Consider the following 18,456-nt stretch of genomic DNA (forward strand, 5'->3'; position numbering starts at 1 on the left):
AAAACGTCAACGATAACGCGTGTTTTCTGAATGAACGCGGCGCCTGTGAGTTTTTCGCGAGCAAGCTCGCTCCTACAGGGTGCGGAGATAAATATGAGCATCGCACTGAATGTCATCACCGGCTTCCTCGGCAGCGGCAAGACCACCTTGCTCAAGCGCCTGCTGCACGGCGAAAGCCTCGGCGACACCGCGTTGCTGATCAACGAATTCGGCGACGTCGGCATCGACCATCTGCTGGTCGAAGAGGTGGCCCCGGACACCGTGCTGCTGCCCAGCGGCTGCGTATGCTGTTCGATCCGTGGCGAGTTGAAAGACGCGCTGCTCGGCCTGTTGCAACGCCGCGAGCGCGGCGAAATCCCGGCCTTCAAACGGGTGATCCTGGAAACCACTGGCCTGGCCGACCCGGCGCCGATCCTGGCCACCCTGAACAACGACGTGCAACTGCGTGGGCGCTTTCACATTGGCCTGGTGATCACCCTGGTCGACGCCAGCCACGCCGCCCTGCAAGAACGCTTGCACCCGGAATGGCTGGCCCAGGTCGTGGCGGCGGATCGCTTGCTGCTGAGCAAGACCGACCTGGAAGGCGACTGCGCGCCCCTGCGCGCGCATTTACAGGCGCTCAATGCCGGTACGCCGATCCTCGATACCCATGATATCCACAGCGGCGACCAGTTGCTGCTCGGCGAAGGCTTGCGCAGTGCCGAACCCGCCGTGGAGGTCAGTCGCTGGCAACTGCACCAACCCACGGCCGCCACCCACGGCGCTGCGCAAGTGTGCTGCCTGACCTTCGACCAGCCATTGGATTGGGTCGGCTTCGGGGTCTGGTTGTCGATGCTGCTAAGATGCCACGGCGAACGAATCCTTCGCGTCAAAGGACTGCTCAACGTGAACGCAAGTTTGGCCCCCATCGTTATTCATGGTGTGCAGCACTGCCTGCATGCTCCGGTCCACCTGCCGGCCTGGCCAGGTGCCGAGCGGCAATCGCGCCTGGTGTTCATCCTGCGCGGCCTGGACCCGGCGCAGTTGCGTCGCTCGTTCGACGTGTTCTCACGGCGGTTCGCGGCATGATCACATTGCGCGTGCTCGGTACGTCGGTAACGCTGCTCGAATGCCTGCGTGTGCGGGCCGAACAGGAGTTGGGCATTCGCCTAGTGTACCAGGTGCACGATGTCGAACAGGCCCAGCGCATCGCAGTGATGCAGCCCGACAGCTACGACCTGTATGACCAGTGGTTCCACAACGTCGACTTCGTGTGGCCGGCGCGGGCAATCCAGCCCATCGACACCCGGCGCATCGCTTTGTGGCACGAGATCAACGACCTGCCCAAGCGTGGCCGCCTTTCGGCCCATGACCGCCTGGGCAGCGGCAGCGTGCCCAGCGAGCGCCTGTTCGTACAGCACGACGGCAGCCTCGGCAGCACCGTCACCGAACGCATCAGCATGTTGCCCCTGACCCACAATGCCGACAGCTTTGCCTACCGCCCCGAGCGCCTGCCCGAGGGTTTCAGCCACGGCAATGAAAGCTGGGGCTGGCTGCTCGACCCCGCCTGGAGCGCGCGCACCGCGTTGCAAAGCGACGCCGCCATCGGCGCCCTGGACGCCGCGCTGGCGGTGCAGGGCGCCGGGCTGGCGACGTTCAAGGACATCGGCAACATGAGCATCGAAGAGATCGATGTACTCGCTGACATTCTGGTGCGCAAGCAGAAGGAAGGGCACTTCGCGGCGTTCTGGTCGGACGATGAAGAAGCCGCGCAATTGATGCTCAGCCCGAGCATCGATATCCAGAGCCTGTGGTCGCCCACCTTGATGCGCTTGCACCGGGCGGGGGTGAAGTACCGTCTGGCGGTGCCCCGCGAAGGCTATCGCGCCTGGTTCGGCGGCCTGTCCCTGTCGCGGCATGCCCAGGGGGCGGTGCTGGATGCGGCGTATGCGTATCTCAATTGGTGGTTGTCCGGTTGGCCGGGCGCGGTGATGGCGCGCCAGGGTTACTACATCGGCAACCCGGCGCGCAGTCGCGACCACCTGAGCAGCGCCGAATGGGATTACTGGTATGCCGGCAAACCTGCCCGTGAGGAATTGCTCGGCAGCGATGGCTTGCCGCTGATTGATATCGGCGAAGTGCGCGACGGCGGTTCCTATGAGCAACGCATGGGGCATATCGCCGTGTGGAACTCGGTGATGGATGAGCACAACTACCTGGTGCGTCGTTGGGGGGACTTTATGCGCGCTCGTGGCTGACGGCCCGCCCAACGTTTGTCGCCAATAAAATGACAGCGAAGTCCCCGGTTTTATTGGGTGCACTTGTCCGTGCTCCCAGCTAATCTGCTAAAACTGAATGTCCATCGGCGATGGATATTTTTTTGACGCCAGGTCAGCAGTTCGCGAGGGACGCGCTATGACACAGGGACGCAGTGGCATAAAACGACGAACGCTGCCAGAGGGCACGGCAATGGCGTGGCGCCACACGTTTCAAACTCGTATCGCCGGAGTGCTGGTGTTGCTGCTGCTGGTGGTGGTCGGCGCCACCTACCTCGCCGTCAAGGCCGCCACCTCCCAGGCTGTGGAAAACCAGGCCCAGGTCCAGTTGAAGACCGGCAGCCAGGTCTTCGAACGCTTGCTGGAACTGCGGGGTCGCCGCCTGCAATACGGGCTGGATTGGCTGACCGCCGATGGCCCCTTCAAGCAAGCCGTGATCGAGGGCCAGGCCACACCGATTCTGGCCGCCGTACGCCGCCATGGCAGCGGTATCCGCTCCAGCCAGGTGTTTGTGCTGGGGCTCGACGGCAAGGTGATCGCCAGTACCTTGCCGCTGCTGAGTCGCGGTCAGCTGTTTCCCTACGATGCGGCGTTGCGCCAGGCACGGCGCAGTGGCTTGCAGATGTTGATCGTGGCCATGGACGGGCGACCCTACCTGCTGGTGCAGGATGAAGTGCTCGACCCGCTGCCCATTGCCCGAGTGGTCATGGGCTTCCCCATGGACAAAGGGTTCGCCCATGAATTGCGCTCCATGAGCAACCTTGAGGTGTCGTTTCTCAGTGTGCAGGACGGCCGTCCCGGCACGCTGTTCAGCACCCAGCCCGACGCCTACCAGGCCACTGTGTTCAACCTGTTGCGCGACACACACCTCGAACGTGACGCACAGATCACGTTGTTTTACGGGCAACGCGTGCTCAGCCAAGTGCTGCCGCTGGCCAATAACGGCGATGGCGATGGCGATGACGTGCGCGTGCTGCTGCAAAGTCCGCTGGACCATGCGCTGGAGTCCTTTGCTCCGCTGGACCGGCAGTTCCTCGGGATTGCCCTGGCGGTGCTGCTGGTGTCATTGGCCGGCGCGCTGTTCCTGGCGCGCCGTGTGTCACGACCGCTCAATGCGCTGGTGGAGGCGGCTGGACGCATTGGTGCCGGTGATTACCGCACGCCAGTGCGGGTGCGCAGCCACGACGAGTTCGGCCTGCTGGCCCGCGCCTTCAACGCCATGCAAAGCGGTATCGCCGTGCGCGAGCGGCAACTGGCGCATAACGCCTTGCATGACCCGCTGACCGGCCTGCCCAACCGCGCCCTGGCCATGGAGCGCCTGGGCAGTGCGATCAGTGCAAGGCGGCCCGTGGTGTTGCTGTACCTGGGCATCGAGAACTACCGGGTGATCAACGAAGGCTTCGGTCCTGAGGGCGTCGAGGAAATGCTGCGCGAAGCCAGCCGCTGTCTGTCCATGAGCCTGTTGGCCAGCGACACGGCCGCGCGCATCACTGGCAGCGAATTTCTGCTGCTGCTGGAAAACACCGAGATCGACCGCGCCGTGGCCCGCGCCGACCGGCTGTATGCACTGCTCACCGAGCCCCAACGCATTGGCAATGACGAACTGCGTCACGAAGTCAGTATCGGTATCGCCGCGTACCCCGCCGATGGCCAGCAGGTGGAAGAGTTGATCGGTCGCGCCGCCATCGCTCGTCACGATGCGGCAGCGCTGCCAGGCTACCTGCAGATCTACCAGCAGGACCGCGACCTTGCGCACCAACGTCAGATCACCTTGATCCGCGACTTGCGCCGGGCCGCCGTCGAAGGCGAACTGTTCCTCTGCTACCAGCCCAAGCTCGATCTCAAACAGGGCGACGTGCGCCAGGCCGAAGCCCTGCTGCGTTGGCAGCACCCGAGCCTGGGCCTGGTGTCTCCGGCCGAATTCATCCCCTTGGCCGAGCGCACCGGCAGCATGCGCGGCCTGACCCAGTGGGTGATCGAAGAAGCCATCCGCCAGGTGGGTGAATGGGCACAGCGCGGTATATCGATCCAGCTGTCGGTGAATATTTCGGTGGATGACCTGGGCGATGATGACCTGGCCACTCGAGTCACCACCTTGCTGCTGCAATACGGCGTATTGGCCCAGCAGTTGATTTTCGAGATCACCGAAAGCGCGATCATGCACAACCCGCAACAGGCCCTCAGTGTGCTGGACCGGTTGCGTGGTTGCGGCATCAGCCTGTCGGTGGATGACTTCGGCACCGGTTATTCGTCGTTGGCGCAATTGCAGCGCTTGCCGGTGCAGGAGTTGAAAATCGACCAGTCCTTTGTACGCAACCTCGACAGCACCAGTGGCGATGGAGTGATCGTGCGTTCCACCATCGAAATGAGCCACAACCTGGGGCTCAAGGTGGTGGCCGAAGGGGTGGAGTTCGAGCCGAGCCTCAAGCTGCTCAAGCTGTGGCATTGCGACACTGCCCAGGGCTATCTGATCAGCCGGCCGCTCAGTGCCATGGCGTTCGAGATGTGGATGCGGCGCGAGCGGGTACCGCTATAACGACGGGTGCAGTCCACCGCCTCTCCCATATTTTGATTTTCTTCGCTCATGAAAAAGGCGGCTACCTGTGAGGGTAGCCGCCTTGGTTTGCCGCCGATACAGCTTAATCCGGCAGTTTGAACGCCATCACGTAGTCACCCTGCTTGGTGCCCAGGGAACCGTGACCGCCGGCCATGACCAGCACGTATTGCTTGCCGTCCTTGCCGGTGTAGGTCATCGGGGTGGTTTGCGCGCCGGCTGGCAGGCGACCTTCCCACAGTTGCTTGCCGTTTTTCACGTCATAGGCACGCAGGTACTGGTCGAGGGTACCGCTGAGGAACGCCACGCCACCGGCGGTGGTGAAGGTGCCGCCCAGGCTAGGCACGCCCATGGTCAGGGGGATTGGCACGGGCGAGCTGTCGCGCACGGTACCGTTCTTGTGCATCCAGATGGTTTTGTGGGTGGTCAGGTCGACCGCTGCCACATAACCCCACGCCGGTGCCTGGCACGGCAGGCCCATGGGCGACAGCATGGCTTCGAGGATCACGCCGTAGGGCGCGCCTTTGTTCGGCTGTACGCCTTGGGTTTCGCTGATGCGCGGGCCTTGCTTGGCGATATCGGCGGCCGGGATCAGTTTCGATTTGAACGCCATGTAGCTCGGGTTCACGAAGGCAATCTGGCGTACCGGGTCGACGGAAATGCCACCCCAGTCGAACACGCCGAAGTTACCTGGGTACACGATCGAACCTTGCAGCGATGGCGGAGTGAAAGCCCCGTCGTAGCGCATGGACTTGAAGTCGATACGGCACAGCAACTGGTCGAACGGCGTCACGCCCCACATGTCGCGCTCTTTGAGCGGCGGTGGCATGAAGTTCAGGTCGGACTTCGGTTGGGTCGGCGAGGTGTGGTCGCCAGCGACTGCACCTTGGGGTACTGCCACTTCGTGGATCGGCACCACCGGCTGGCCGGTTGCGCGGTCCAGGACGTAGATGCTGCCTTGCTTGGTCGACGCCATCACCGCTTGCTTCACGCCTTCAGCGGTCTTGATGTCGATCAGCGAAGGCTGGCCGCCCACGTCCATGTCCCACAGGTCATGGTGGGTGAACTGGAAGGTCCACTTCACATGGCCGCTGTCGATGTCCAGGGCTGTCAGGCCGGCGCTGTATTTTTCCGAGTCTTCGGTACGGTCGCCGCCGTATTGGTCAGGCATCTGGTTGCCCATCGGCAGGTAGAGCATGCCGAGCTTTTCATCCACGGCGAACATGGACCACATGTTCGGCGAGTTACGGGTGTAGGTCTTGCCCTCGGCCAGCGGCGTGGTGTCGTCGGGGTTGCCGCTGTCCCAGTTCCACACCAGCTTGCCGGTGTGCACGTCGAACGCGCGGATCACGCCGCTGGGTTCGTCGGTGGAGACGTTGTCGGTGACGTGGCCGCCGATCACCACCAGGTTCTTAGTCACGGCCGGTGGCGACGTGGAGTAGTAACCGCCTGGGGCGAAGCTGCCGATATTGGCACGCAGGTCGACCTGGCCTTTGTCACCGAAGTCTTCGCACATCTTGCCGGTGTCGGCGTTCAGGGCGATCAGGCGTGTGTCGGCCGTCGGTACGAAGATGCGTTTCGGGCAGGCATTCGGCGCGACGGCGGGGCTGGCGCTTCCGGTGGGGCTCTGCTCGGACGCGTAGACGGCGTCATCGTGATACGACACGCCACGGCAGGTCATGTGCGCCCAACCCTTGAAGTTCTCGGCACCTTCGGTGCTGATCTTCGGATCGAAACGCCAGATTTCCTTGCCGGTATCCGGGTCGAGGGCGATGACTTGGCTGTGCGGGGTGCATACGTAGAGCATGCCGTTGACTTTCAGCGGGGTGTTTTCCGCCGTGGTCTCACCCGGGTCGTTCGGGCCGGGGATGTCGCCGGTGCGGTAGGTCCACGCCGGGACCAGCTTATGGGCGTTTTCCGCTGTGATCTGCGCCAGGGGCGAGTAGCGATCGCCATAGGCGGAACGACCGTAGGAGTTCCAGTCGCCATCGGCCTGGGCCGGTGCCGCACTGGCCATGCCCGGTACCGCGTCGCGGTCCAACTGGCCTTTGATCTCACCGGGGTTGGTGAACTGGCTGGCGATGGCTGCGGCGCCCGCCAGTACCACGGCCACGCTCAGCGCGCCGGTACCCAGCGGGGCCGGTTGGCCACGCAGCAACGGACGGCGAAACCATGGGAGCAACATGACGATACCCAGGGCGAACAGCAGTGCCAGGCGCGGCACCAGTTGCCACCAGTCCAGGCCGACTTCCCAAAGTGCCCACACGGTGCTGGCGAGCAGCACCAGTGCGTACAGGCCCAGCGCAGCGCGGCGGGTGGCCAGCAGCAAGAGGCCGGTCAAGGTGATGCCGATACCGGCCAGCAGGTAGTACAGCGACCCGCCGAGCATCGTCAGCTTGATACCCCCGGCCAGCAAGGCCAGGCCCATGATCAGCAGCAAGACTCCAAGCAGCCTGGGCAGCAGGCGACTTGGACTTGAGGCACCGTCAGTGCTCATAGTTGTGTTTCTCCGTTACGTTGGAATTATGTAACCCCGTGCTTCACTGTAGATGACGATTCGGCGCGGGCTTGGTTCAGCGTTCATTCGGGTTTTTCTGTGGATAACTGGGTTATCCACAGGCGGGCGATTTATACCCAGGCGCAGGTCGGTGCAAGACAGCGCTGTCTCTGTTGCGAGGGGAATTCGGCAAGATGGGGTCGACCGGAGAGTGAAACGTTTCAGTTTATTGCGGCAAGGATAATGGGAGGACGCGCCGAGAGAAAGCGCAAATCGCAAGATGCATCATTTCCGATTCGGTAACAGTGATTGTGGCAAGCCCGAATGCCGTTCAGTTAAGGCAGAACACCGTAACTGTGGCGAGCGGGCTGGCCTGTGGCGAGCGGGCTTGTTGTGGCGAGCGGGCTTGCCCCGCGTTGGGCTGCGCAGCAGCCCCAAAACCAGGCACCGCGGCGTGTCAGTTAAAAACACATTGTCTGTAATGGGGCCGCTTCGCGCCCCAACGCGGGGCAAGCCCGCTCGCCACAACAAATCCGTTTGCCACACCAAGCCGGCTCGCCAGCTCCCACAGGTAGGATTCGCGGTTTTTTTAGAAGGTGGTGCGTATGCCGAATTGCACGCTACGCCCCGGTGCCGGCGCGATGTCACGCAGGATCGAGCTGGCATACCGCACGGTCTGGTTGGTCAGGTTCTCACCGTTGACGAACGCCAGCCACTGGCTGCCTCCCACATTGAAGCGATACCCCGCGCTGGCGCCCAGGGTGGTGTAGCCATCGGTGCCGCTTTCGTTATCTGGCACACGGCCTTGGCCTGCGGCATGTTCCACGTCGATGCGCGCCTGCCAGCGGTCCAGTTCCCATAGCAGGCCGCTGTTCAAGCGCAGCGGTGCAATACGCGGCAAGGCTTCGCCGGTGTCGAGGTTGGTGGCGCGGGTGTAGTCGCCCGACAGTTCCAGCGCGAACTTACCGTAGGCGCTTTCGCCGAGCTTCCAGTGATCCTGGGCTTCGAAGCCGGCGAAACGGGCGCGCACGCCGGAGTATTCATACTCAGGGATGCCGCCTGCGTCTTCTTCGCCTTCGTCGTTTAGCGTACGACCCGTTCCCAGCAGCCCGATGTAGTTGGAGAAGCGGCTGTAGAACACACCGAAGCTGCCCTTGTGGGTGCCATTGTCAAAGCGCAGCGCCAGGTCGCTGGACACCGCCTTTTCTTTCTTCAGGTTGGCGTCGCCCAGTTCGTAGGTGCCGGTGGCGACGTGGGCGCCATTGGCGTACAGCTCATAGAACGTCGGTGCGCGTTCGGTGTAGCCTAGGGTCGCGGCCACGGACCAGACGGGTGTGAGGGTGTAGACCGCCCCGGACGACAGGCTGCCGGCGGTGAAGTCATTGGCCTTGTCGGCATTGGCGAAGCGCGCGTTGCCTTTGGCGTCCGGGTCCACACGGGTGTGTTCCAGACGCCCGCCGAGGCTGAGTTTCAGGCGTTCGGTGGCCTGCATGTCCTCAAGGATAAACAGCGCGCCAGCGTTGGTGTCGGTTTGCGGCACGAAGGCTTCTTCACCCAGGGCCGAGAACTCATTGCGAGTCACTTGCGCGCCGACCACGCCGTCGAACGGGCCGATTGGCTGGTGGCGCGCTTCAACCCGCGCTTCATAGCCCTTGTTCTTGAAAATCGTGCCGGTTTCACCGCCTTCGATTTCGCGGTGTTCGTAGTCGGTGTAGCCGGCGTCGAGTTTCACCGAAGTAAACGGGCCTTGCAGGTTGCGCATCTCGGAGGCGAACGCGTAGTGATCCTGCTTCATGCGGATGCGCACGTCCTGCTCGGCGGGGGAGCCGTAGTTACTGTCATAGCTGCTGTAGGACAGCCCGGCGTAACCATCGTCCCAGGTGTAGGAGCCGCCGACTGCACCGCCGTCCTGGCGCCCGTCACTGTTGCCCAGGCGGCCATTTTTACCGGGGCCATCTTCGTTCTCAGGCGCATGGCGGCTGCGGGCAAAGCCTGGGATTTTCAGGTCGTTGAATTCCCGCGCATTGGCGTCCAGGTGCAGGGCGAAGGTGCCATTGCCGGCTTCCAGTTTGCCGGCGCTGCTGCGCGTGGTGTCGGCGCCACCGTAGCGCAGTTCACCGGCACCGTGGATGCCTTCGATGGCTTCGGTGGGGATGCGGTTGTCAAAGGTATTGACCACGCCGCCGATGGCGCTGCCGCCATACAAGAGGGCGGCCGGGCCACGCACGATTTCAATGCGCTCGACGTTGACCGGGTCCAGCGGCACCGCGTGGTCGTAGGACAGTGACGACGCGTCCAGCGCGCCGACGCCATTGCGCAGGAGGCGAATGCGGTCGCCGTCCTGGCCGCGAATGATCGGTCGGCTGGCACCGGGGCCAAAGTAGGACGACGACACGCCCGGCTGCTTGTTCAAGGTTTCGCCGAGGCTGCCTTTTTGTTGCAGGGTCAGGTTATCGCCTTCGAGCACGGTGGTCGGCGATGCGAGTTGTTCGTTGCCCAGCGGGTTGCCAGTGATGACCTGGGGGGGTAGTTCCAGGGCGTGGGCTTCGGCGCTGATCAACAGGGCGGCGGCCAGGGGGGACAGGCGCCAGAGAGGGGAGCGGGACATCATACATTCCTTGGCAAAACAGCAAAAAAGAGAAGGCTGAAACGGTAGTGAAAGGCTGGATTTTGGTAATTATTGTTACAATATAACATCTCTTTTTTGGCTGAAAAGGGGAACTTTTTCCCAGGGGCTATATTCAATGCGGTGCTTCCACCTGTACGCCCCGTCGGCTAAGGTGCGCGGCTGTGTTTCCTCTTTTTGCAAAAGGCCCGGCATGACCGCGACAAGCAACGACCCCCTCCACGGCGTGACCCTTCAGCACGTCCTCACCACCCTGGTGGAACATTACGAATGGGCGGGCCTCGCCGAGCGCATTGATATCCGCTGCTTCAAGAGCGACCCGAGCATCAAGTCCAGCCTCACCTTCCTGCGCAAGACCCCCTGGGCGCGCGAAAAAGTCGAAGGGTTGTACGTCAAGTTGATGCGCACCAAACGCCCGCTGGACTGATGACATGAAGCGGTATGTGGCGGCAGCGGCGCTGGCCGGTTGGACAGGGTTGGCGATTCAGCAGTACCTGATTTTCTATTCGCGCTGGCAAGCCGGTGCCAGCCTGTTGGGCGGGTTGATCAACTTTTTCAGTTTCTTCACTGTGCTCACCAACACCCTGGTAGTCGTGGTGATGAGCTATGCGCTGGTCAACCGCGAGTCTGCCGCGAAGCGGTTTTTCCATTCACCCAGGATCAGCAGCGCGATTGCCGCGAGCATCATCGTGGTAAGCCTGGCGTACAACCTGCTGCTGCGGCATTTGTGGAGCCCCACGGGCTTCCAATTCATCGCCGACGAATTGCTGCATGATGTGATGCCGGTGTTGTTTTTTATTTACTGGTGGCGCTGTGTGCCCAAGGGTAGCTTGCGCGTCAGGCACATCGGCGCATGGGTGGTCTACCCGTTGGTGTACTTCGCCTATGCGCTGCTGCGCGGTGACCTGCTCGGGCAATATCAGTACCCGTTCATCGATGTGAGCACCCTCGGTTATCCACAGGTCTTTGTGAACGCGGGGGGGATCCTGGCGGGGTTCGTGGCAATCGCCCTGGGCCTGGTGGGGCTGGACAAAGTCATCAAGCCCCGGCCCTGACTCATTCTTCTTCAGTGCCTTCGGCACGCCAGTAACCGACGGCCTTGAAGAACGCTTGCATCGCCCTGGATCAAATCGCTTTCCTCCAGAAAAGTCAGCGTCGGGTAGATCACGCCTGAGCTGGGGGGGACGCGCCATCGAACAGGCTTTCGATCTTACAAATCAGCTCATAGTCATGACACGGCTGTTCGACGATCAATGCCGGCAGCAGCAGCTTAAGGTCGCCGGGCAAGCACCTCTGTGTGTATCAATATATAACTTGAGATATATCTTGTTATCTGTCCAAGGGCTACCCGCAGGTGGTCTTGGGAGGGGTGTTAATTATTTAACGCTTAAAGGCAATTAATACCGTCAACGCTCGTGTTTTTTTACCTTGGTGAGAACTTTCTTACATATTCGTTCTGCAAGTTATTCAGATTAATCTTCGAGTAGGCTGTTTCTTACAGTTTATTTTGATGATTTGATCGTGTTCGTTAATTTTCCTACTTCTCTTGGTGTTGCGGGGCTACGCAATGATGAGAAACGTACGGCTTACATAAATCCAATTGTAATAGAAGCTTTCCTGGCCTTGAGCGTGTCCTGATTTGCAATACAAATAATTGGAAAAGTAGTTTTGCGTGCTATTGCATGAATCGCACTTTTACCAAGAGGGAATCAGATACAGACACCTGTTCGGCGCTTGTTTGATAAGTCCTGCGCACTACTTCGGCAGGGTTTCCTTATGACGTTCATTGATGTGTGAGTATTGGCAAATGAAAACCAAAATGAAAACTGCGCTGTTGTCTATTGGCTTGTTGGTAGGGGCGACCTCCGTTGCTCACGCCGCAGATGGAACAGTGACGTTCATCGGTTCGGTCCACTCGGGCGCCTGTTCGATCAAACCTGACTCGGTGGATCAGACCGTTCAACTGGGGGCGATCGCAAAGCATCAGTTGCAGTCGGGAGGGAAATCTACTGCCCGGCCTGTGCGTATTGAACTTGAAGGCTGCGACTTGACCGGCCTTACGGATAAGACGGTGACCACCACCTTCACCGGGGCACCGTCCAGTGCCGTGCCGGGCGCAATCGGCACTGTGGGTGGCGCGGGCGGTGTGGGCGTCATGATGACCCATGGCGGCAAACTCATCGAACTGGGCGTCCCTACAACCCCGCAGGCCATTGGCGTCGGTGACAACACCCTGGAGTTCGGGGCCTACGTACAAGGCGCCGCTACGGATCCGATCATCCCGGGTAGTTTCAGTGCGGTAACCAACTTCACCTTGGCTTATCAGTAAGTTGTTCCCCCGCCACTCAGGTGGCGGGGGACACTGGCGGGAGATAACGGTGAAAACATTCATAAACCTCGCTATCACCTCTTCATTGGCGATGTTCATCAGCCCTTTGGTTTTCGCGCAGGCACCTGCACAAGGTGCTGGAGTCGTCACACTCGGTGGAGAGGTCATCGACTCAGCGTGCGGGCTGGAACTGGCCAGTGTCGATCAATCCATCGAGATGACGCCCGAGCCCATTGGCCGGCTCTTGCGGAACACGATAGGAGCCCCCCACCCCTTCCAGCTACGCCTGGTCAACTGCTCATTGACTCGACCTGACCCGTCGCGTCCGGGGGCAACGCTGCCTGATTGGCAGCACCTGCAAGTCACGTTCGACGGTCCTCGCGATAGAAACGGGCGCTCGTTTGCCGCCCTCGGTGATTCACAGGGGATTGCCATTCATATCTGGGATGCGGCTGGCCAAGAGAGTGTTCCGGGCGAGCCGATGGCCCTGCTTCCGTTGGCGGAAGGTGACATGACACTTCACTACACGCTTCGCCTGGTCGGAAACGGACTGCCGCTGATGCCTGGTGCTCACAGTGCCGCGGTGCGATTCAAGTTGGACTACTTTTGAACAGTGATGGGTTGCTTTCATGTTGAATGCGTCGAAGATCAAAAATAACCTCCGCCCGAGTCTCTTTGGCGGGTTGATGTCCCTGGCAGGCACTGTAGTAGCGGCCGGTGATATCGAGTTCAATACCGATGTTCTTGATCTCAGTGATCGCACCAATATTGACTTGTCTCAGTTTGCGCGTAGCGGGTTTATTCTGCCGGGCACCTACTCGATGGTTGTACAGGTCAATAGCCAGCCTATCGCTGAGCAGTCGGTGGCGTTTTATCCCCCTGACGATGATCCCAAGGGCAGCCAGGCGTGCTTATCGCCCGATCTGGTGGGGCAACTGGGCCTCAAAGAGTCTGGCGCCGCCCCGCTGACGTGGTGGAAAGGCGGCGAATGCCTGGATATTCAGGGGCTGCCGGGCATGGAAGTCAGTGGCGATCTGGCGAGCTCCACGCTGAATATCAACCTGCCCCAAGCTTACCTTGAGTACAGCGCCATCAACTGGGATCCGCCCTCGCGTTGGGATGACGGGGTGCCGGGGTTGCTGGTTGACTACAACGTGACCGCACAATCCAACCACGAGAAGAATGACAGGGTTCGCCATAACGTCAGCGGTAACGGAACATTGGGGGCCAATGCCGGGGCTTGGCGTCTGAGGGCGGATTGGCAGGGACGTGTCGACAAAGACCGCGAGCGCGCGTCCAGCCAACCGAAGCTGGAGTGGAGTCGTTACTACGCGTATCGCGCCATTCCCGAGTTGAAGGCACGACTGGTGGTGGGGGAGGACTACCTGTATTCGGACCTGTTCGACAGCTTCCGCTTTACCGGTGCCGCGCTCAATTCGGATGAAAGCCAGCTACCGCCGAACTTGCGAGGTTATGCGCCTGAAGTGGTCGGCGTGGCCAAAACCAATGCAAAGGTCATCATCAGCCAGCAGGGGCGTGTGCTGTATGAAACGCTGGTGGCGGCAGGACCTTTCCGTATCCAGGACCTTCACGACGCAGTCAGCGGCAGGTTGGATGTGCGCGTGGAAGAGCAGGACGGTTCGGTACATACCTTTCAACTTGATACGGCAGGCGTTCCTTACCTGACGCGTCCGGGACACATTCGTTATAAGTTGGCGAGTGGACGCCCGTCCAATCTTCAGTACGGGGCCGATGGCAATTTCTTCGGCAGCGGCGAGTTTTCCTGGGGGATCAGCAACGGCTGGTCTCTGTATGGCGGCGGTATCACCGATAACAACTACCATGCGGTATCGGGCGGGGTCGGTCGTGACCTGTTGGCGTTCGGCGCCATATCGCTGGATGCGACTCAGTCCCACGCCCGAGTGTGGAACGAGACACTCTCCGGCAAATCGTACCGGCTTCAATACTCGAAGAACTTTGAGCAATACGACAGCCAGATCACCTTTGCCGGGTACCGCTTTTCCGAGAAAAACTATTTGAGCATGAGTGAATACCTTGATGCCCGTCATTACGGCAGGAATGGCGAGCGCGCGGGGCTCAATGAGTATGGTGAGTACAACGGAAGTTGGAAACCTATTGGTGGTAGCAAGGCACTTTATACCGCGACGATCAATAAGCAGTTTCGCGACTTGGGCGCGACTGTGTATGCCAGTTACAACAAACAGACTTATTGGTCGCGCCCGGCCACCCATCGCTGGAACTTGTCGGCGTCACGTTATTTTAATGTGGGGAGCGTCAAGAACATGAACATGTCCCTGAATATGTTCCGCACCCAGGAATATAATTATAAGGATAATGGCATGGCGCTGACGGTCAGCCTGCCATTGGGTCCCTCCGGCACGCTGTCGCTGGACGCTAACAGGATTGCCGGCAAGAACAACTTTTCAACGCGCTACAGTGACCGCCTCGATGAGCGTAACAGCTACCAGCTCAGCGCAAGCGACAACGCCGCCAGTGGCTACCTGAGCCATATTGGCGACCAGGCCGACATCGATCTCAGCGTCAGTACACAAGAAGGCAATAAAAGCAGCATCGGTATGTCCGCGCGCGGCGGCGGCACGCTCACGCCTTACGGTGCGGCCCTCCATCGTACCAACAGTACGGGAGGAACACGCCTGATGGTCGATACCGCCGGGGTACCCGATGTGCCTGTGCGGGGTTACGGCACGCCGACCCGTAGCAATGCGTTTGGCAAGGCGGTCATCTCCGATATCGGCAGCTATCAGCGTACGGCGGCCAGTATCGACCTGGAGCGTTTGCCCAACACGGTCGAAGCCACTCAGTCGGTCACGCAACTGACGCTCACCGAAGGGGCTATCGGTTATCGATCCCTGGACGTGATTTCCGGTGCAAAAGCCATGGCAGTGCTTCGCCTGCCGGATGGCAGTTCACCGCCCTTCGGCGCGACCGTGAAAAACACAAAGCAGCAAGACACCGGGATTGTGAACGACGGCGGCAATGTCTACCTCAGCGGTATTCAGGCCGGCGAGCAGATGACTGTCAGTTGGGCAGGGGCCGAGCGATGCGTCCTCACGCTCCCGGTCGTTCTACCGGCTGATGGCTTGACCGATGCCCTGCAACTGGGCTGCCGCATGGTCGCCGCTGATCAATCCTTGCCCGAACCCGCGGACCTGACCGGGAAGCACATCCATACGGAGAACACATCCTCATGATGCTGAATACGCGCCTCACACGCCAGGCTTTCACGCTGCTGGCCCTGGGCTTGAGCCAGAGCGCCCATGCCGCTGTCGGCCTGGATCGTACCCGAGTGATTTTTGATGGTGGCAAAGATGCCACCAGCGTGAACATCACCAATAACAACACGCAGCTGCCGTATCTGGCCCAGGGCTGGATCGAGGATGAAGAGGGCAAGAAAATCACCACGCCCCTGATCGTCCTGCCGCCGGTTCAACGTTTGGAGCCCGGCAAACAAAGCCAGGTGAAAGTTCAGGCGTTACCCGCGGCCAAGTCGCTGCCCCAGGATCGGGAGACGGTGTTCTACTTCAACCTGAGGGAGATTCCACCGCGCAGCGATAAAGCCAATACCCTGCAAATTGCGCTGCAGACCCGGATCAAACTGTTCTATCGACCGCAAGCCATTGCGCCCAGCCAGCAAGACTTGTCCAACCCCTGGCAGGAAAAGCTGATCCTGACCCGCGCAGGCGAGCGTTATCAGGTCAACAACCCTACGCCTTACTACGTGACCCTCGTGGATGCACGCAGCACCAAGGACGGCAAAACCGTGCCGGGCTTCGAGCCCGTGATGGTCCCGCCCAAAGGTTCGTTGGACCTGGGGCCAACGGCCCAGGTACTCGGCACGAGCCCTTACCTGGCCTACGTGAATGATTACGGTGGCCGTCCGCTACTGGCCTTCACCTGCAGTGGCGACACTTGCAAAGTGAACGCGCACGCTTCAACGCCCAATGAGTAGGGCCTGCTGCCGGAGAACGTCATGAAGTCGCACACTGTGAAGGCCTTGGGTGGCCTGTTGCTGGCCTTTGTGGGGGGCGTGCACGCCGCGGATGATGTCGAAGGCATGAATGGAATGCTGAACATCTCCGGGGCCATGCATGAAACGCCCTGCAGCCTGGAGATGACATCACTGCATCAAACGATTGATCTAGGCGCTGTGTCGACCAGCCGGTTGCAACGCCCCGGCGATCAGGCCACTCCCGTGGCATTTCAACTGCGCTTTACCGACTGCCACCGCACCGCCGGCAGCATCCGCAGTGAACGGACGGGGAACCTGACATGGAGTGCCTTTCAACCCGTACTGTCGGTGGCGTTCCTCGCGCCCGCCGATGCCGATGATCCCCGGCTGGTCAAAGTGCAAGGTATCACCGGGATGGGGCTGCGGCTGACCGATGCCCTGGGGCGTGACGTGCAACTGGGGTCAAGGGGCGAACCTTTGTTCTTGCCCCTGGGCGGTAACACCCAGACCTGGCATGTACAGCCCACCCGCACTCCCGCGCCGCTGAGCAGCGGGGCATTCAGGGCCGTGGTGGATTTCAGGCTCAATTATGAGTAGGGGGAGAACGATGGCAACCGCAACCGGCCCGTGGGCCATTCTTATCGGTGCTGGGCTGCTATGGGCGCTTAGCCAGGGTGTGCAAGCTGACACCAGTTTGACCATCCGCGCGACCATCATCGCGCCGCCACCGTGTGTGATCAACAGCGGCAGTACGCTCAATGTGCCGTTTGGCAATGACCTGCTGACGTCGAGGATCGACGGCGTGAACTATCGCCGGAATGTGCCTTACACCGTCAGGTGCGACTCGCCCTTCAGCAACGCGTTGACGCTGGAGCTCAAGGGCACCGGGGCTGCGTTCGACAATCGTGTGCTCGTGACCCGCAAGGCGGACTTGGGGGTCAAGCTGTTCGTCAACGGCGCTGACTGGCCGCTGAATACCGCCGTGAACTTTACCTACCCCAACGTTCCGGTCGTGCAGGCGGTCCCCGTCAAACGCGCGGGCAGCAAACTGACGGGAGGGGCATTCGATGCGGCTGCCACTCTTGTGGTCGATTACCAATGAAGAGAAACGATCAATGACATGTTGGCAGCAGCGAGCGTTGCTCGCCTTGTGGTCGCTCGGCCTTTGCAGTGGTGCATCGGCCAACCTGACGTTCAGCGGAACGCTGAATGAGCCCCCGCCGTGCACGATTGATGCGGGCAACACGATTGAAGTCGATTTTGGCGATGTCGGAATAAAGCGGGTCGACGGGGTGAAATACCGCAGAGGGGTGGGTTACACCATCAGCTGTGGCGCCGACACGCTTCCCTGGCAACTGAAGCTGAGTGTCAACGGTACGGCAACGGCTTATGACCGCTCAGCGGTGCAGACCAGTGTGCCGGCGTTGGGCATTCGGATTTATCAGAACAACCTGCCATTTCAACTCAATACGCCATTGGATATCAGCCTGTCGTCACCGCCGGTATTGGAAGTGGTGCCTGTCAAACAGCCCGGCGCGACCCTGCTTCCCGCAAGGTTTGCCGCGGTGGCCACGCTATTGGCTGAATACGAGTAGGAGCTGAGTCCATGGGACATGAACGCGTTCATAGGGCTTGGCCATGTGCCGGGCTGGTATTACTGCTGACCTTGGGCCTGATGCCCCAGGGGCATGCGGCGGACAACCTGAGGTTCAAGGGCAATCTGGTTGAAGAGGCCTGCACGATCCGTCCGGGTGATGAGGCCATCACGCTGGAACTCTGGGACGTTACCAGCAAGCACCTTTATATCAACACACGTACACAGGGCAGGGGGTTCAAGCTGCACCTGGAGGACTGTGACACCACGATTGGCAACACGGTCACCATCACGTTCGGCGGCAGGGAAAACGCCGAGCTCCCCGGATTGTTCGCGCTGGATGGTGGAAGTGGTGCCTCCGGTATCGGGATCGGTTTAGAGACGCCGAGCAACAAGCCTTTGCCCCTGAACACCGTCAGTGACGAACACCGGCTGAGTAATGGCAGCAACGTGATTGAACTCAAGGCCTATGTGCAGGGTGAGCCTAAGGCCATCAGGGATCAAACCATCGGGCATGGTGCGTACCGGGTGACCTCGACTTTTACCCTGGACTATCCGTAGGTGTGAAGCGTCATTCAAGAGCTGAAAACGACCTTGGGCAAACTTCAAA

Annotated in this window: 15 protein-coding genes and 1 pseudogene; 13 read left to right on the top strand and 3 right to left on the bottom strand. The window is 60.6% G+C overall.

What is annotated here, in order from left to right; genetic code table 11:
- Positions 1–93 precede the first annotated feature (93 nt).
- The 3 genes from AC1Q6I_RS27110 to AC1Q6I_RS27120 all read left to right on the top strand — a co-directional run bounded on the left by AC1Q6I_RS27110 (position 94) and on the right by AC1Q6I_RS27120 (position 4,791).
- Complete coding sequence (locus AC1Q6I_RS27110; protein WP_102625684.1) at positions 94–1,068, top strand: CobW family GTP-binding protein; 975 nt, start codon at positions 94–96, stop codon at positions 1,066–1,068.
- Positions 1,065–2,237, top strand: a complete 1,173-nt coding sequence (locus AC1Q6I_RS27115) for an ABC transporter substrate-binding protein (RefSeq protein ID WP_024073640.1) — start codon at positions 1,065–1,067, stop codon at positions 2,235–2,237. Before AC1Q6I_RS27110 ends, AC1Q6I_RS27115 begins: the two co-directional genes overlap by 4 nt.
- 211 nt (positions 2,238–2,448) lie before the next feature.
- Positions 2,449–4,791 (top strand): putative bifunctional diguanylate cyclase/phosphodiesterase, encoded by a 2,343-nt coding sequence (locus AC1Q6I_RS27120; protein ID WP_102625685.1) that lies wholly within the window; start codon positions 2,449–2,451, stop codon positions 4,789–4,791.
- A gap of 103 nt (positions 4,792–4,894) precedes the next feature.
- Here AC1Q6I_RS27120 and AC1Q6I_RS27125 read toward each other — a convergent pair whose 3' ends face one another.
- Together AC1Q6I_RS27125 and AC1Q6I_RS27130 are read right to left on the bottom strand one after the other, a co-directional pair.
- The gene (locus AC1Q6I_RS27125) at positions 4,895–7,306 is read right to left on the bottom strand and encodes a glucose/quinate/shikimate family membrane-bound PQQ-dependent dehydrogenase (protein WP_102625686.1); all 2,412 of its coding nucleotides are present in this window, start codon (positions 7,304–7,306) and stop codon (positions 4,895–4,897) included.
- Positions 7,307–7,895: 589 nt separating this feature from the next.
- Positions 7,896–9,914: a TonB-dependent receptor gene (locus tag AC1Q6I_RS27130; RefSeq protein ID WP_102625687.1), complete on the bottom strand. Its 2,019-nt coding sequence runs from the start codon at positions 9,912–9,914 to the stop codon at positions 7,896–7,898.
- A gap of 211 nt (positions 9,915–10,125) precedes the next feature.
- On the opposite strand from AC1Q6I_RS27130, the gene AC1Q6I_RS27135 reads away from it, so the two are divergent.
- Both AC1Q6I_RS27135 and AC1Q6I_RS27140 read left to right on the top strand, forming a co-directional pair.
- Positions 10,126–10,359: a VF530 family protein gene (locus AC1Q6I_RS27135; RefSeq protein ID WP_024073644.1), complete on the top strand. Its 234-nt coding sequence runs from the start codon at positions 10,126–10,128 to the stop codon at positions 10,357–10,359.
- A gap of 4 nt (positions 10,360–10,363) precedes the next feature.
- Positions 10,364–10,987: a Pr6Pr family membrane protein gene (locus AC1Q6I_RS27140; RefSeq protein WP_102624608.1), complete on the top strand. Its 624-nt coding sequence runs from the start codon at positions 10,364–10,366 to the stop codon at positions 10,985–10,987.
- Positions 10,988–11,043: 56 nt separating this feature from the next.
- On the opposite strand, the pseudogene AC1Q6I_RS27145 reads toward AC1Q6I_RS27140, so the two are convergent.
- Positions 11,044–11,219, bottom strand: a pseudogene (locus tag AC1Q6I_RS27145) (PadR family transcriptional regulator); the annotation flags it as partial.
- 532 nt (positions 11,220–11,751) lie between these two features.
- Between AC1Q6I_RS27145 and AC1Q6I_RS27150 the strand changes: the two are divergent.
- Genes AC1Q6I_RS27150 through AC1Q6I_RS27185 form a run of 8 tightly spaced genes read left to right on the top strand, consistent with a single transcriptional unit; the run spans position 11,752 to position 18,407 of the window.
- Complete coding sequence (locus tag AC1Q6I_RS27150; RefSeq protein ID WP_041160849.1) at positions 11,752–12,261, top strand: fimbrial protein; 510 nt, start codon at positions 11,752–11,754, stop codon at positions 12,259–12,261.
- Between the two features lie 49 nt (positions 12,262–12,310).
- Positions 12,311–12,871, top strand: a complete 561-nt coding sequence (locus AC1Q6I_RS27155) for a fimbrial protein (RefSeq protein ID WP_024073648.1) — start codon at positions 12,311–12,313, stop codon at positions 12,869–12,871.
- A 19-nt stretch (positions 12,872–12,890) separates the two neighbouring features.
- A complete protein-coding gene (locus tag AC1Q6I_RS27160) occupies positions 12,891–15,494 on the top strand; it encodes an outer membrane usher protein (protein ID WP_024073649.1) in 2,604 nt (867 codons plus the stop codon).
- On the top strand, positions 15,491–16,252 hold the full coding sequence (locus tag AC1Q6I_RS27165) for a fimbria/pilus periplasmic chaperone (protein ID WP_102624607.1): 762 nt from the start codon (positions 15,491–15,493) through the stop codon (positions 16,250–16,252). Before AC1Q6I_RS27160 ends, AC1Q6I_RS27165 begins: the two co-directional genes overlap by 4 nt.
- A 21-nt stretch (positions 16,253–16,273) precedes the next feature.
- Positions 16,274–16,849 carry a fimbrial protein gene (locus AC1Q6I_RS27170; protein WP_069075330.1) on the top strand — a complete coding sequence of 192 codons (576 nt, stop codon included), beginning with the start codon at positions 16,274–16,276 and terminating at the stop codon, positions 16,847–16,849.
- A gap of 10 nt (positions 16,850–16,859) precedes the next feature.
- Positions 16,860–17,354, top strand: a complete 495-nt coding sequence (locus tag AC1Q6I_RS27175) for a fimbrial protein (protein ID WP_102624606.1) — start codon at positions 16,860–16,862, stop codon at positions 17,352–17,354.
- A 13-nt stretch (positions 17,355–17,367) separates the two neighbouring features.
- Entirely contained in the window at positions 17,368–17,847 is a 480-nt protein-coding gene (locus AC1Q6I_RS27180) for a fimbrial protein (RefSeq protein ID WP_024073653.1), read from the top strand.
- 11 nt (positions 17,848–17,858) lie between these two features.
- Positions 17,859–18,407: a fimbrial protein gene (locus AC1Q6I_RS27185; RefSeq protein ID WP_069075331.1), complete on the top strand. Its 549-nt coding sequence runs from the start codon at positions 17,859–17,861 to the stop codon at positions 18,405–18,407.
- Positions 18,408–18,456: the final 49 nt, after the last annotated feature.

Source organism: Pseudomonas sp. MPR-R2A5 (genome assembly GCF_058793055.1).

What these genes read in the sequence shown, in the direction of transcription:
- AC1Q6I_RS27125 (WP_102625686.1), bottom strand. Translation starts at nt 7,306, where the DNA reads ATGAGCACTGACGGTGCCTCAAGTCCAAGTCGCCTGCTGCCCAGGCTG.
- AC1Q6I_RS27130 (WP_102625687.1), bottom strand. Translation starts at nt 9,914, where the DNA reads ATGTCCCGCTCCCCTCTCTGGCGCCTGTCCCCCCTGGCCGCCGCCCTG.
- AC1Q6I_RS27185 (WP_069075331.1), top strand. Translation starts at nt 17,859, where the DNA reads ATGGGACATGAACGCGTTCATAGGGCTTGGCCATGTGCCGGGCTGGTA.
- AC1Q6I_RS27180 (WP_024073653.1), top strand. Translation starts at nt 17,368, where the DNA reads ATGACATGTTGGCAGCAGCGAGCGTTGCTCGCCTTGTGGTCGCTCGGC.
- AC1Q6I_RS27170 (WP_069075330.1), top strand. Translation starts at nt 16,274, where the DNA reads ATGAAGTCGCACACTGTGAAGGCCTTGGGTGGCCTGTTGCTGGCCTTT.
- AC1Q6I_RS27165 (WP_102624607.1), top strand. Translation starts at nt 15,491, where the DNA reads ATGATGCTGAATACGCGCCTCACACGCCAGGCTTTCACGCTGCTGGCC.
- AC1Q6I_RS27135 (WP_024073644.1), top strand. Translation starts at nt 10,126, where the DNA reads ATGACCGCGACAAGCAACGACCCCCTCCACGGCGTGACCCTTCAGCAC.
- AC1Q6I_RS27110 (WP_102625684.1), top strand. Translation starts at nt 94, where the DNA reads ATGAGCATCGCACTGAATGTCATCACCGGCTTCCTCGGCAGCGGCAAG.
- AC1Q6I_RS27140 (WP_102624608.1), top strand. Translation starts at nt 10,364, where the DNA reads ATGAAGCGGTATGTGGCGGCAGCGGCGCTGGCCGGTTGGACAGGGTTG.
- AC1Q6I_RS27175 (WP_102624606.1), top strand. Translation starts at nt 16,860, where the DNA reads ATGGCAACCGCAACCGGCCCGTGGGCCATTCTTATCGGTGCTGGGCTG.
- AC1Q6I_RS27150 (WP_041160849.1), top strand. Translation starts at nt 11,752, where the DNA reads ATGAAAACTGCGCTGTTGTCTATTGGCTTGTTGGTAGGGGCGACCTCC.
- AC1Q6I_RS27115 (WP_024073640.1), top strand. Translation starts at nt 1,065, where the DNA reads ATGATCACATTGCGCGTGCTCGGTACGTCGGTAACGCTGCTCGAATGC.
- AC1Q6I_RS27120 (WP_102625685.1), top strand. Translation starts at nt 2,449, where the DNA reads ATGGCGTGGCGCCACACGTTTCAAACTCGTATCGCCGGAGTGCTGGTG.
- AC1Q6I_RS27160 (WP_024073649.1), top strand. Translation starts at nt 12,891, where the DNA reads ATGTTGAATGCGTCGAAGATCAAAAATAACCTCCGCCCGAGTCTCTTT.